This is a genomic window from Halogeometricum borinquense DSM 11551 (assembly GCF_000172995.2).
GTDB classification, from domain to species: domain Archaea; phylum Halobacteriota; class Halobacteria; order Halobacteriales; family Haloferacaceae; genus Halogeometricum; species Halogeometricum borinquense.
This window is the reverse complement of sequence record NC_014729.1, coordinates 903,943-916,064: the sequence shown is the minus strand read 5'-3', so window position 1 is coordinate 916,064 and position 12,122 is coordinate 903,943. Positions and strand designations below refer to the sequence as shown.

Here is a 12,122-nt window from a genome sequence, read left to right as displayed (position 1 = left end):
ACCGGTTTTGTCAGCGGTGGCGGGCAAACTGAACTGCACCGCCGGTGGCGAGTAGGAAACATCATTTGCCTGCCGTCGGTACGGTTCGGTGATGAATGGAGACCGAAGCCGAGTGATGCGACGGGTCGGGCTCGTCATCCTCGCAGTGAACGTCGGTCTCGCGCTGGCGAAAGCGGGCGTCTGGTGGACGACCGGGAGCCTCGCCGTCGGTTCCGAGGCCGTCAACAGTGCGTCCGACGCCGTCTACAGCGTCATCGTTCTGGCCGGTCTCTACCTGACGACGCAACCGCCGGACTTCGAACACCCCCACGGACACGAGCGAATCGAACCGTTCGTCTCGCTGTTCGTCGCGGTCGGCGTCTTCGCCGCCGGTGCGGGCGTCCTCTGGAACGCCAGCACATCCGTATTGAACGGCACGTACGGCGGATCTGCCGGTGTTACGGGCGTCGCTGTCCTCGTCGTCTCCGGCGGCGTAAAGTACGGCCTCTATCGCTACTGCCTCCGGGTTGGGGAACAAACGCATTCACCCGCCATCATTGCGACGGCACTCGACAACCGAAACGACATCCTCACGGCCGGTGCCGCTCTCGTCGGCGTCCTCGGTGCCAGTGCAGGCGTTCCGATCCTCGACCCCATCGCCGCAGGCGTCGTCTCGCTCGGCATCATCTACACGGGGTACGAAATCGTCCGCGACAACGTGAACTATCTCGTGGGCGCGGCACCGCCGGACGAACTGACGGCCGAGATTCTCAGCCGCGCGCTCGAACACCCGGAGGTGAAAGGCGCACACGACGTGGTCGCTCACTACGTCGGTCCGGAAATCGACGTGAGCCTCCACATCGAGGTGGAAGGCGATATGACGCTGTTCGAGGCTCACGATATCGAAAGCAAAGTCGTCGAATCGATCGGAGAACTCCCCGAAGTGGACGACGTGTTCGTCCACATCGACCCGAAGGAACTCGGCGAGTGGAAAGAAGACGACCGGACAGAACAGCTATTCGAGCAACGAACCGGAGAGAAGTGACGGGTTCGCACGTCGGTCTCAGGCTTTGCCGGCAATAGCGAGTCGGACCCACCCGAGGAAGGGAACGCGGACCTGTGCTTTCGCGCGGACCCACTCGGGCTTGACCGGCCGTGCGAGACCGCGGGCCTGATCGTACTGTCTCACGTTGTCACCTTTCGTGATGTAGCCTGCGTTCGGGGCCGGACAGTTCGTCAGTTCGTCGCAGTTGTCGATTCCCGGCGCGATAGCGTCGGGAGCGGCCCTGTCGTACCAGTTCTCACCGCTCTCGACGTAGAACCGCGCGCGGTGGATGATTGGTGATCCCGTCCGCTCGGGCGGCATGTAGACGATCACGTCACCTTTGCCGGAGAACCGGGAGTAGCCGTCGGATTCGGCGTACGTGACGATACCATGTTCGTCGGCAGACGCGCCGGAGAAGCGACCGGCGTCGGAGACGACCACCATGTCGCCGGTGTCGATATGCGGTTCCATGCTTCCGCTTTCGACGGCGACCATCGGCGGCCAGACGCCCGTGAGGGCAAACAGGAGGAGACCCACGAAAACGACGGCCGCGAGAGTTTGGAGAGTGTCGCGGACGTACACAGGGATTCGAGACCCAGAGTCGTCAGCCATCGACCAACTGTCCGCGAACAACCGGCAAAAGGTCGGCGGTTCGCCCGGATGCAAATTGTCTTGCGCTCCCACCGTGACGCCCAGACATGGACAACGACTACGAACTCGTCCGCGACGTTCCCGACGCAGAGACGTTTTGCGCCCTCCGCGAAGCGGCCGGGATGTCACCCCGCAGTCTCGACGGTGTCCGACGCGGCCTGCCGAACTCCGTCTTCGGCGTCCGCGTGGAATCCGGGAGCGAGAGCGGCGACGGACGCGAGGTCGTCGGGATGGCACGAATCGTCGGTGACGGCGGAACCGTCTACCAGATCACGGATATGGTTGTCCACCCAGAACATCAGGGCGAGGGACTCGGCACGGCGATGATGGACGAACTCGTCGCCTACCTCGACCGAGAAGCGCCCGAATACGCCTACGTGAACCTCATGGCGGACGTAGACGGATTCTACGAGCGGTGGGGATTCGAACCGACGGCTCCCGCCTCGCGCGGGATGTACCGCCGGATCGGCGGTGATGGCGGCAGTGAGGGTGACGAGTGAGTTCCTGCTTTATCCGACGAACCGCGTCAGCGCCGTTACCGTCGGGTCCACCATCGCTGGGAGGTCCCCGAGACCCCGTTCTTTAGCCGGTATGAGAACCGAATTCAGACCGGCTTTCCGAACGCGTACACTGTCTGGTGACTCGTCACTTCCACGTCGAGGAAGTCGCCGGGTTCGATGCCGTGTTCGGAGGCGTTCTGGACGATTATCTGCCGATAGGCCTCGTCGCGGCACTTCACCGAGTCGCCCGTCCCCTCTCGGACGACCATGACGCGGTGCGTCTCACCGATCATCGACTCGTACGCCTCGGCGACGATGTCCATCTTCAACTCGGACATCTCCTTCGAGCGTTCCTTCTTGACCGTCCCGCCGAGACCCTTCATGTCTGCGGCGTCGGTGCCGGGTCGCTTCGAGAAGCGCGTGACGTTCACCTTCTCTGGACGAACTTCTCTGAAGAGCGCCATGCTCTGTTCGTGGTCTGCCTCCGTCTCGGTGGGGAAGCCGACGATGAAGTCCGTCGAGAGCGTCCAGTAGTCGAGCGTCTCATCGAACGTCTCGACGATTTCGACGAACTTGTCCACGCGGTGTTGGCGGCGCATCGCTTCGAGAACCGTGTCTGACCCCGACTGCACCGGCAGGTGGATGAAGTTATACAGTTTGTCGTGCCGGTCGAACACTTCGACTAACTCCTCGTGGATGCCGTGGATACCGCCGGGGTTCGCCATCCCGAGGCGGACGCGGAAGTCGCCCTCGATTTCCGAGCAGATCCTATCGAGCAGTTCCGGAAGCTTTCGGTCGCCTTTGTCCCAGCCGTAGACACCGGTGTCCTGCCCGGTGATGCGAATTTCCTTCGCTCCGGCGTGGACGAGTGCCCGCGCCTTCTCGACGTTCTCCTCGACGGGCGGGGAATCGACGCGCCCGGTGGCGAACTTCGTGATGCAGTACGAGCAGTTCGACATACAGCCGCGAGCGATAGGGAGGATACCGACGACGCCGTCCAAGACGGGTTCGGTTCCGGGACCGGGCGTCGGACACTCCCCGTTCGTCACCGCCGAAGGAACGTCGTCCCAGTGGAGTATCTGGGCGTCTACGTCCTCCTCGTGGAACTCCTCGCCCTGCGCGAGGGCCATACAGCCGGTGATGATGAGGTCGGCCGTCTCCTCCTCTAACTCTTTGGCCCGGCGGAGCATGTTGCGCTCCGTCTTCTCGACGACCGTACAGGTGTTCATGATGGCGACGTCGGCTTCCTCGGGTTCCTCGACACGGTAGTGGCCGGCATCGCGGAGCGCGCTCTCGATGGCTCGGCTCTCACCGCGGTTCGAGGTACAGCCGTACGTCTCGATATGGTATCGGGCCATTCGGTCGTACTGAGGTCACGCGTGCGCGGCCAAAAGGCCGACGGTTGGGGCCGAACACAGGAGCGACGGGATGGCACGGGCCGGACCGTTTTCCGCCCACCAAAGAGGGCTTCCCAACGACAAGTGAGCGGCTGTAGTGACTACGCTTCGGGGATGCCCGAGACGATTTCGACACCCGACGACGCGCCGATTCTCTCCGCGCCCGCGTCGAACATCGCCATCGCCTCCTCGTAGGATCCGACGCCACCGCTGGCCTTCACGGGCAGGTACTCGGCCATGCGTTCGACATCTTCGACCGTCGCGCCGCCGTCGGCGAACCCGGTCGAGGTTTTCACGAAGTCGGCGTCCGCCTCGGCGGCCGCCTCGCAGGCGCGGTGTTTCTCGTCGTCGGTGAGCAGTGCTGTCTCGATGATGACCTTCACCGGAATCGGAACGGCGGCGACGACTTCCGCGATGTCGGTTTCGACGGCGTCGTCCGCGCCGGCTTTCAGACGCCCGATATTGATCACCATGTCTAACTCGTCGGCCCCGTTCTCCCACGCATCGACTGCCTCCTCGCGTTTTGCGGCCGTCGAGTGCTGGCCGTGCGGGAAGCCGACAACGGTTGCGACCGTCACGTCGGGCGCGTACTCGGACGCCTCCGCGACGTAGCACGGCGGAATACAAGCGTTCATGCCGTACTCGTCGGCTTCGTCGAGAACGGTCTGCACGTCCGCGAACGTCGTCTCCGGGCCGAGGACGGTGTGATCGATGCGTGCGGCGAACTCGGTGCGGTCCATGCGTGAAGCGACGGCGACAGGACCTAAAAGCGACTCGAATACCCGAGTTCGAGGGGGCAGGCAGTACAGTTGCAGCGCAAGGCGACGGGGGTTTCGTAAGGCTTTCACCGCCACCCGCCGCGCCACAGAGCATGGCGATACTTCCCGAAGGGTTCGCGTTGCCGCCACTTCCGTACCTCGTCGGTCTCCTCGTCGCTGTCGGCGTCGTCGTCGCCGCGGTGGCCCGCCGCCGCCCCGAAGTCACGCCGCAACGTATCCTCGCGTTTGTGCCGTGGATGATCCTCGGGTCCGCCGTTCACGTTCTCTACGTCGTGAACGCGCTCCCACCGGTCATCCACCCACTCGGCGGCACGCCCGCCGTCTATCTCTCCGTCGGCGTCCTCGGAATCGGCACGTTCGTCGCGGCGGCGGAGTGGGCCGAAGAAGCGCTCGTTCCTCTTCTCACCGGCGTCGGAACCGTTCTCTCGGCGGTCGCCGTTGCCGCCGCGTTTCTCGTTGGAGCGTCTGAAGGCACGCTCGCTCCCGTTGTCCCAGCTATCGGCCTCGTCGTTGCCACCGTCGTCAGCGCGGGCGCGTGGGTTATCTTGACCCGCGTCCTCCCCGACGCGCGTATCACTGCTCCCGTCGGTATCCTCACCGTCTTCGGACATGCTCTCGATGCCGTCTCAACCGCTGTCGGCATCGATCTTCTCGGCTTCTCCGAACGGACGCCGCTCTCACGAGCGATCATCGAGTTCGCGGCCACGCTCCCGACGGAACCGTTCTTCGGGACGGTGTGGCTGTTCGTCCTCGTCAAACTCGTCATCGTCTCGGGCATCGTCGCGCTGTTTGCAGACTACGTACGCGAGGATCCGACGGAAGGGAACCTCCTGCTCGGATTCGTCGCCGCAGTCGGTCTCGGGCCGGGCGTACACAACCTGATCCTGTTCACGATTCTCGGTGGGGCGTGAGGGTCATCTGTGACGGAACTCAATCTGAGTCCGTGACCGCCGCCGGGACACACCGGTTTTGAGCGCCGCTTATTTCCTTCGCGGCGACTGTCATTTCAGGTATGTCTCCCTCCAAGACGACCGCCTCGTGGTTCGACCCGAAGTACGTGGCCACCGTCGTCGGCGTCCTCGCCGCTGGCGCACTCGTTTTCTACAGTACGTTGACCCGTTCCGGGCCGACGGTCGAAGAGATAACGTTCGTTCTCCTCGCGGTGACTCTGCCGGCGACGGTCGCCTACGAAGTCACTCGGCGTATCAGGTAGTCGAGTCGCCGCTCGGCACGGCAAGTCGTTGAGACGCTTGCCACCGCCCCCGGATCTGCAGTTGGCTTTTTGTAGGTGCCGGCAGAAGTATGTTGATCTGACTATGCCACGCGTCGTCTGCGCTGGTCACGTCAACTGGGACGTGACCCTCCGTGTCGATTCGATCCCCGAACTCGACGGTGAAGCGACCGTCGAATCCCGCTCTACGGCGGGCGGCGGAAGCGCTTCCAACGTCGCCGTCGGTCTCTCTGACCTCGGTCTGGATGTCTCCTTACTGGGGAGCGTCGGCGACGACGAACACGGACGCGCCGCGCGTGCGGAGTTAGTCGCAGAGGGCGTCGATTGCGACCACGTCGTCACCACGGACGAACTGGAGACGACGACGAAGTACATCGTCGTCCAGCCCACTGGTGAGGTGATGGTATTAGGGTGTCCGGGCGCGAACGAGGCGTTCGACGCCGCGGACCTCCCCGAATCAGTGCTGCAGGACGCAGACCATCTCCATCTCACGAGCCAACGGCCGGAGACGGCCAAGCAACTCGCAGACCGAGCGGCGAGCGTCGGCGTCCCGGTCAGTTTCGACCCCGGCAGGCGCATCGGCGACCGCGGATACGAAGTGATGATCTCCGATGTTGATTACCTGTTCTTGAACGACCGCGAAGCCGCCCTCGCTCTCGACGCGTTCGACCTCGACGGCCAGACGCTCGTCCTCAAACACGGACCCGACGGTGCGGAGGTTCGACGGCCGGACGGTCGCGTCGCACATCCCGGTTATCCAATCGACGCCGTCGATACGACTGGCGCGGGCGACGCGTTCGCTGCGGGATTCATCGCTTCGCGCGTTGCCGGAGACGACTTCGAACGTGCCTTAGCCGTCGCTAACGCCTGTGGGGCGTTCATCTCGCGCGTCCCCGGCGCGCGTGAAGGACTCTCGTGGAATGAGATAGAGGCGTTCCTCGGCGAGTGATATCGACCGACCGCTTTTCCCTCACCCCCTCGTAGGTGGGTTAATGTCGTTCACACTACCCGGTCCGTTTTCCGGGTCACTCGAGAGTATGCTCGTCTTCGTCGTCTTGAGCGCATTCTCGGGTTTCGTCGCCGCCCTCGTCATGGGCGTCCCGATGTCGAGGCAGGAAGATGGGTTCACACCCGCCTATATCGCCGCTTCGATCCTCCGAGGTACCACGCCTGACGAAGTGTCGGAGGGTGACGCATACGTCACGCACTACGGCGCTGGCGTCCTCGCGGGTATTCTCTACGCTGTCGCGTACACGGCGCTCGCGGCACTACTCCCGCCACTCGTCTCCGTCGGATCGATGCTGGTACTTCCACACGCGGTTGCGACGGTGGTCGTCGTCGGGTTTGTCTACAGCTTCTTCGCACATCTCGTCCTCCCGAGGGCGGGCAAGCGCGTCTACGAGGAGCGTTCGACCGCAGTCAGAGGGCAGTGGCTACGGTCGTCGTTCGTGTTCGGCCTGACGTTGGTCGTGGTGTTGCCACTGCTCACGGCAGGCTTGTAGCGGCCGCCGTCCCAGTTCTGTACTCACGAACTAATTCACAGAAACGGACACCCCAGCGAACCAGCGAGTCAGCTAATGGGCGAGCTGCTCTTGACGACCCGACTCGTGTTCACGGTGTGAAGTACCGCTTGCTTCGACATCAGCTTTGAGCGCCGGATAACTGCTCAGCAGTTCGTCCGCAGACTCGCCAGCAACCCACTTTTGACTCTCCGCTCGAAGTTCTAACCACCCCAAATCCGCCATCTCCGAGCAGATACTACGTATCTCGCGGACGCTTAGTTCGAACTCAGTTGCGATACTTTCGGCTTCGACGTTTCCACGACGCCACAGTGCCTCGAGAATGTGCCCCCACACTCTCGCCCGATTATCGATGTTCAGATGCGATCTGTCCCGCATTCTCATCTGTGCCTGCGAGGTTGGGATACATAATAGCAACGCCCCGATTTTCAGCGCTGAGAGCGTTCATGTCACCGGATATTCCGTTTTGAGGGACATGCAGTCGAACGTGAAAAACAGATGAGCTTCTCGAAACCGAGTTCGGGGGTAGCACACGCTCGCAGTGAGGATTTCACACAGGCCGTCAATCATCAGTCGAGGCAGTGTTCGATTCGGGACGACGGGAGTTGTACGGACGACGGGCGTTGTGACTGCGACCGCCATCGGCGGTCCGGCCAAGCCGTGACTGATACAGACCGAAGGCGGCCACGGCGGTGGCCGACCCGACGAAGTTACACATCACGTCGAGTGCGGTATCTGTCGGATTTCCGGCGATGAAGACGTAGGTCGGGGTCGCGTATTCGGCGACTTCCCACGCGCCCGAACAGCATGCGACAAAGAGGAGGACGGCCGTGATGCGCCAGCGAGAGATGAGGAGCCACCCGGTGATGACCGCACCGGCGAGCGTGTGAGTGAGCAGGTCCCACCACCACACGGACTCGTAAAGCGGGAGCAAACCGAGCGCGGCGGCGAACACCGTCGCAATCGCCAGCGTGCGACGCGTTGCGATACTCGCAACGACGAACTGCCATTCGGGGGCAGTCCGCTGTACGTCTGCTCCGTTCGACTCCCGTGTGAGTGACATGCTGAAGGGGGAATACCGCCGAAGTGGTCACCGACGACGCACCGTGCCGAGAGCCGTGATGGCGAATCGGGGACACGCGAGTGAACCGGGGAAACTCGTGTCGGTGCGAACCGAGCCTCGTTGCGCGCTCCGATGCGCCGGTGTGTCGGACGGTGACCGGACAGTTCCGCCCGGGATTCGTACGCAGGGGGACGTGGGGCAAACGCCTGCCCGGCGGGGATGGGATGGATTTTCCCGGATGCGGAACGGCCTTCGACGGCCACTATGTGGGAAGACACCAATAGTCTTAGTTATCAGTTGGATACAGTGATTCTCACGGACGTTAAACTGTGGTCGCTATCGGTTAGGGAGCGATGAACCGGCCGAAATCATCCGTTTGTGTGTTGGCATCGATCACGTCGAATCCGACTGTCGCTTCTCGGATCGCGTCGTTTTTCAGGCCATCGCGTGAGGCTCACATATGGCCAAGCAACCGCATCTGCTCGTCGAGGAAGGCGACGTCGAAGAGATCGCACTTATCCCCGGCGACCCCGGCCGTGTGGACCGCATCGCAAAGCAGTGTGAGAACGTCGAAGAAGTCGCGCAGAACCGAGAGTACAAGGTTGTTAACGCGACGTACGATGGCGTCCCGCTCACGATCTGCTCGACGGGTATCGGCTGTCCCTCCGCCGCTATCGCTATCGAGGAACTGTCGCGCGTCGGTGTCGAGACGTTCATCCGCGTCGGCACTATCGGTGCCTTGCAGGAACACGTCGAAATCGGCGACATGATCGTGGCGACGGGTGCCGCAAAGGAGGAAGGAACCACCAGACGCTACGAGTCGAAAGTTATCCCGGCAGTGCCGGACTACGACGTACTCACCTCCCTTGTCGATTCGGCGGAAGCGAACGACGAGGAGGTCCACGTCGGACCCATCGTCTCCGACGACGCGTTCTACAACGAGTCCGACGACTACGTCGAAGCGTGGAACGAGGCCGGTCTCCTCGGCATCGAGATGGAGGCGGCTACGGTGTTCTCCCTTGCGCGACGCAGGGGCCTCCGTGCGGGTGCAATCTGTACTGTTGACGGCAATCTCGTGAAAGGGACGCAGAAAGGCGCAGACTCCGACGAGGAACTCCCCGAGAAGGCGAAGAATAACGTCGAGCGAGCGATCACGCTGACACTAGACGCGGTTACGACGCTCGCGTAGGCATGATTCGACTCCGACGACTCGCGGCCGACCTCGTGGCCCGACTGTCCACGTTCGTCGCCCGCCTCCGGCGAATCGAACGCCGGGAACTGTCGGAGTTTCGTCGCTGGCTAGAGAACACGAACAACTTACTGCATCTCTCGATCCTGCTTTTTGTCCCGCTTCTCATCGGGTTCGTCACGTTCCTCACCGCCACTATCGATAAACTCTCGTACCTCCTGTTCCCGCCGTTGGCGTCGGGGACGTACACGCTGTTCTCCGACCCCGAGGGACAGTACGCGAGTCCGAAGAAGTTCGTCGGCAGCCTCACTACCGGTGCGGTGTGCGGTCTCGCGTCGGTGGGGTTCACCGAGATGGTGTACGGCGCGCCGCAGACAACGATACCACATCCCGAGAGCGCCGTACTGGCGGTATTCCTCACCGGGGTCGTCACGTGGGGTGCGGGCGTAGAGGCACCATCGGCGTTCTCGACCGCGCTGCTGACGCTCGTTTCCAATCCGGCGACTGAACTCTCGCAGACACAGAGTGCCGTCGCGTACGTCGTCAACATCTTTCTCGCCTCGCTGATCGTCGCGGGCGCGTTCGTCGTCTGGCGCGAGGAGTTCTACGAGGAACGCGCACAGTACCTCTACGAGACGGTTCGCGGCGACGACCACGTCCTCATTCCGATGCGCGGCGAAGACGCCGAGCGGACGGCCCTGTTCGGCTCGCGCCTCGCCGCCGCCCACGACGCCGGGAAAGTGGTGTTACTCGGCATCGTCAACGAGTCGGATCCCGGGCAATCGCCCGAAACCGAGGCGGTCGATATCGCTACGAGTGACGGTGACGACGATGACAACCTCCCGGTCGAAGCGGACGAAATGGTCGCAGAGTTGGAGTCGTGTGCCGCCGACATCCGCACCCACGTCGGTGTTCCCTGCGAAGTCGTCGTCGCCGCGGGCGACCCGCTTTCGACGACGATTCAGTCCGCACAGAACGCCAACTGTGACCTCATCGTAACGCCCTACGAGGAAGACCGCGGCTTGCTCTCGGACTACGTCCGTGGTATCTTCCGCAGTCCGATGGACGCGGTGGCGTTTCGCTCAGTGTGTGAGACGCGGCGCTGGAAGCGGATCCTCGTGTTGGTGTCGCGGCCGGGTGACACCGCCCACGCGATGATCGATTTCGCGACCCGCCTCACCGGGCGCAACGGCGTCGTGAGCGTCACGACCTGTATCAACAGCGAGGTAGAGCGGCGGCGGGCCGAGACGCGGCTGGCGAACCTCGTCGAAACGGTTGACACGCCGCTTGAGACGCGCGTCTCGCGCTCCGATGTGCAGTCGTTCCTCACCGCAAACGCGGAGTCGTACGACCTCGTCGTCCTCGGATCGAGTCAGAACCGCTCTGCGGCCTCGCGGTTCGTCGCTCCGCCGACGTTCGAGCGGATTCGAGAAGTCGAGTGCGACGTGGCCGTGTTCGACCGCGGCGACCTCTGAGGGTGTCGCCGGCGGTCCCGAGTTAGTTCGTTAAGCGTCGTCCTCGTCTCTGAGAACGTCCTGTGCGTCACCGTCTTGCGACGGTTCTTCAGCCATCAGCCGTTGTGCTAACTCTTCGACGCCCTCGCCTCCGAGAGCGGATTCCGCGAGGAAGTGCGCACCCAACGCCGCCGGACTGATGACGGTATCCGCACCCGCCCGCTTCAGTTTGTTCACGTTCTCGCGGTGGGTGGCGGCGGCGACGATAGTCACCTCGGGGTTGAGTTGCCGTGCCGTGAGGATGGCGAGCGCGTCCTCGGCGTCGTTGTTCGTCGCCGTGACGACGGCCTGTGCGGACTTCACGCGTCCGCGAATCTGTGAGTCTTCGTCGCTCGGATCGGCGGTGAGGACGGTGTACCCACGGTCTGTCAACCGACGCGTTCGCTCCTCGTCAGGCGTGAGGATGAGAACGTCCGTCTTCTGCGTGAGTTCTTCGAGAATCGGTTCCGTCAGGTCCCCGTGACCGAGGACGAGAACGTGGTTTTCGAGGAGGTCGAGTTGTTCTTCTGTCATGCGTCCGAGTGCTTTGGAGAGTTGCGCTTCGATGAGTGGCGTGAAGACGACACCGAGGACGGCGGCGAACGACGAAACGGTGACTAGAATCACCGAGAGAGTGAACAGTTCGCCGACGGCCGAGGTCGGTGCCGGTGTGATATCGCCATAGCCGACCGTACTGCCGGTGACCAACGAGAAGTAAAAGGCGTCCAAGAGGTTGTGGATACCGTCGAAGTGAGGATCACGCAAGGCAAACGCGCCGACGGTTCCGTACGCCTGTGCGCCAGCGAGGGCAGTCAACGCGGCGACCTGCGTCGTCGTCAGTTGCAACTCGCGGTCGAACGCCCGGAAGTTCAAGCCGACGACGACGAACGCAATCGTCGAGAGACCGATGAGCGGAATCGACTGCTCAGTTGACTGTAACGCCCCCTGCGCGACAGTGACGGGAAACAGCACCATCGTTGCATACCACCCGACTCGAAGGCGTCGGCGAAGGCCGAACGCGGTGACGAGAAGGAGAAAGCCGGTAAGCGTGCCTGTGAACGCGGTGATCTGCTGGACGTAGCCGGGCAGGGTGATACCGAACAGTACGAAGTCGGGAGCGTCGATAGTGACGGTGATATTGGCGATACCCGTTGCGACGGAGAGTGCGCCCACGAGGAACGTCAACACCATCGACGCGCGTGCACCAACCCACTCCCGTTCGATCACCATACCCGACCGGTGGCGACTTTACTACTTAACGGACGCGACAGTGAC

Annotated in this window: 14 protein-coding genes; 8 read left to right on the top strand and 6 right to left on the bottom strand. The window is 62.8% G+C overall.

The features are described 5' to 3' along the window. The first annotated feature begins 115 nt into the window (after positions 1–115). Positions 116–1,024, top strand: coding sequence for a cation diffusion facilitator family transporter (locus HBOR_RS04695; protein ID WP_006053793.1), 909 nt, complete (start codon positions 116–118; stop codon positions 1,022–1,024). A gap of 18 nt (positions 1,025–1,042) precedes the next feature. On the opposite strand, the gene HBOR_RS04690 is transcribed toward HBOR_RS04695, so the two are convergent. Then, positions 1,043–1,636: a S26 family signal peptidase gene (locus HBOR_RS04690; protein ID WP_006053792.1), complete on the bottom strand. Its 594-nt coding sequence runs from the start codon at positions 1,634–1,636 to the stop codon at positions 1,043–1,045. Positions 1,637–1,722: 86 nt separating this feature from the next. On the opposite strand from HBOR_RS04690, the gene HBOR_RS04685 reads away from it, so the two are divergent. Then, positions 1,723–2,175: a GNAT family N-acetyltransferase gene (locus HBOR_RS04685; protein WP_006053791.1), complete on the top strand. Its 453-nt coding sequence runs from the start codon at positions 1,723–1,725 to the stop codon at positions 2,173–2,175. A gap of 104 nt (positions 2,176–2,279) precedes the next feature. Here HBOR_RS04685 and HBOR_RS04680 read toward each other — a convergent pair whose 3' ends face one another. Continuing rightward, positions 2,280–3,533 carry a tRNA (N(6)-L-threonylcarbamoyladenosine(37)-C(2))-methylthiotransferase gene (locus HBOR_RS04680; RefSeq protein WP_006053790.1) on the bottom strand — a complete coding sequence of 418 codons (1,254 nt, stop codon included), beginning with the start codon at positions 3,531–3,533 and terminating at the stop codon, positions 2,280–2,282. Between the two features lie 140 nt (positions 3,534–3,673). After that, on the bottom strand, positions 3,674–4,312 hold the full coding sequence (deoC, locus tag HBOR_RS04675) for a deoxyribose-phosphate aldolase (RefSeq protein WP_006053789.1): 639 nt from the start codon (positions 4,310–4,312) through the stop codon (positions 3,674–3,676). 131 nt (positions 4,313–4,443) lie between these two features. On the opposite strand from deoC, the gene HBOR_RS04670 reads away from it, so the two are divergent. From HBOR_RS04670 to HBOR_RS04655, 4 genes are all read left to right on the top strand, one after another. After that, positions 4,444–5,262, top strand: coding sequence for a DUF63 family protein (locus HBOR_RS04670; protein WP_006053788.1), 819 nt, complete (start codon positions 4,444–4,446; stop codon positions 5,260–5,262). 101 nt (positions 5,263–5,363) lie between these two features. Next, positions 5,364–5,564 carry a hypothetical protein gene (locus HBOR_RS04665; protein WP_006053787.1) on the top strand — a complete coding sequence of 67 codons (201 nt, stop codon included), beginning with the start codon at positions 5,364–5,366 and terminating at the stop codon, positions 5,562–5,564. 103 nt (positions 5,565–5,667) lie between these two features. After that, positions 5,668–6,531, top strand: coding sequence for a carbohydrate kinase family protein (locus HBOR_RS04660; RefSeq protein WP_006053786.1), 864 nt, complete (start codon positions 5,668–5,670; stop codon positions 6,529–6,531). A gap of 43 nt (positions 6,532–6,574) precedes the next feature. Next, positions 6,575–7,084 carry a hypothetical protein gene (locus tag HBOR_RS04655; RefSeq protein WP_006053785.1) on the top strand — a complete coding sequence of 170 codons (510 nt, stop codon included), beginning with the start codon at positions 6,575–6,577 and terminating at the stop codon, positions 7,082–7,084. Positions 7,085–7,156: 72 nt separating this feature from the next. Here HBOR_RS04655 and HBOR_RS04650 read toward each other — a convergent pair whose 3' ends face one another. Both HBOR_RS04650 and HBOR_RS04645 read right to left on the bottom strand, forming a co-directional pair. Beyond that, positions 7,157–7,480, bottom strand: a complete 324-nt coding sequence (locus HBOR_RS04650; RefSeq protein WP_241432294.1) for a hypothetical protein — start codon at positions 7,478–7,480, stop codon at positions 7,157–7,159. 184 nt (positions 7,481–7,664) lie between these two features. Next, a complete protein-coding gene (locus HBOR_RS04645; RefSeq protein WP_006053783.1) occupies positions 7,665–8,165 on the bottom strand; it encodes a hypothetical protein in 501 nt (166 codons plus the stop codon). Between the two features lie 460 nt (positions 8,166–8,625). On the opposite strand from HBOR_RS04645, the gene HBOR_RS04640 reads away from it, so the two are divergent. After that, the gene (locus HBOR_RS04640; protein WP_006053782.1) at positions 8,626–9,354 is read left to right on the top strand and encodes a nucleoside phosphorylase; all 729 of its coding nucleotides are present in this window, start codon (positions 8,626–8,628) and stop codon (positions 9,352–9,354) included. A 2-nt stretch (positions 9,355–9,356) separates the two neighbouring features. Continuing rightward, positions 9,357–10,829, top strand: a complete 1,473-nt coding sequence (locus HBOR_RS04635) for an HPP family protein (RefSeq protein WP_006053781.1) — start codon at positions 9,357–9,359, stop codon at positions 10,827–10,829. Between the two features lie 30 nt (positions 10,830–10,859). Here HBOR_RS04635 and HBOR_RS04630 read toward each other — a convergent pair whose 3' ends face one another. Beyond that, positions 10,860–12,077 (bottom strand): NAD-binding protein, encoded by a 1,218-nt coding sequence (locus HBOR_RS04630; RefSeq protein ID WP_006053780.1) that lies wholly within the window; start codon positions 12,075–12,077, stop codon positions 10,860–10,862. Positions 12,078–12,122: the final 45 nt, after the last annotated feature.

Coding starts and splice junctions, on each gene's coding strand:
- HBOR_RS04685 (WP_006053791.1), top strand. CDS start 1,723: ATGGACAACGACTACGAACTCGTCCGCGACGTTCCCGACGCAGAGACG.
- HBOR_RS04680 (WP_006053790.1), bottom strand. CDS start 3,533: ATGGCCCGATACCATATCGAGACGTACGGCTGTACCTCGAACCGCGGT.
- HBOR_RS04645 (WP_006053783.1), bottom strand. CDS start 8,165: ATGTCACTCACACGGGAGTCGAACGGAGCAGACGTACAGCGGACTGCC.
- HBOR_RS04630 (WP_006053780.1), bottom strand. CDS start 12,077: ATGGTGATCGAACGGGAGTGGGTTGGTGCACGCGCGTCGATGGTGTTG.
- HBOR_RS04635 (WP_006053781.1), top strand. CDS start 9,357: ATGATTCGACTCCGACGACTCGCGGCCGACCTCGTGGCCCGACTGTCC.
- HBOR_RS04650 (WP_241432294.1), bottom strand. CDS start 7,480: ATGCGGGACAGATCGCATCTGAACATCGATAATCGGGCGAGAGTGTGG.
- HBOR_RS04670 (WP_006053788.1), top strand. CDS start 4,444: ATGGCGATACTTCCCGAAGGGTTCGCGTTGCCGCCACTTCCGTACCTC.
- HBOR_RS04660 (WP_006053786.1), top strand. CDS start 5,668: ATGCCACGCGTCGTCTGCGCTGGTCACGTCAACTGGGACGTGACCCTC.
- HBOR_RS04665 (WP_006053787.1), top strand. CDS start 5,364: ATGTCTCCCTCCAAGACGACCGCCTCGTGGTTCGACCCGAAGTACGTG.
- HBOR_RS04640 (WP_006053782.1), top strand. CDS start 8,626: ATGGCCAAGCAACCGCATCTGCTCGTCGAGGAAGGCGACGTCGAAGAG.
- HBOR_RS04690 (WP_006053792.1), bottom strand. CDS start 1,636: ATGGCTGACGACTCTGGGTCTCGAATCCCTGTGTACGTCCGCGACACT.
- HBOR_RS04695 (WP_006053793.1), top strand. CDS start 116: ATGCGACGGGTCGGGCTCGTCATCCTCGCAGTGAACGTCGGTCTCGCG.
- deoC (WP_006053789.1), bottom strand. CDS start 4,312: ATGGACCGCACCGAGTTCGCCGCACGCATCGATCACACCGTCCTCGGC.
- HBOR_RS04655 (WP_006053785.1), top strand. CDS start 6,575: ATGTCGTTCACACTACCCGGTCCGTTTTCCGGGTCACTCGAGAGTATG.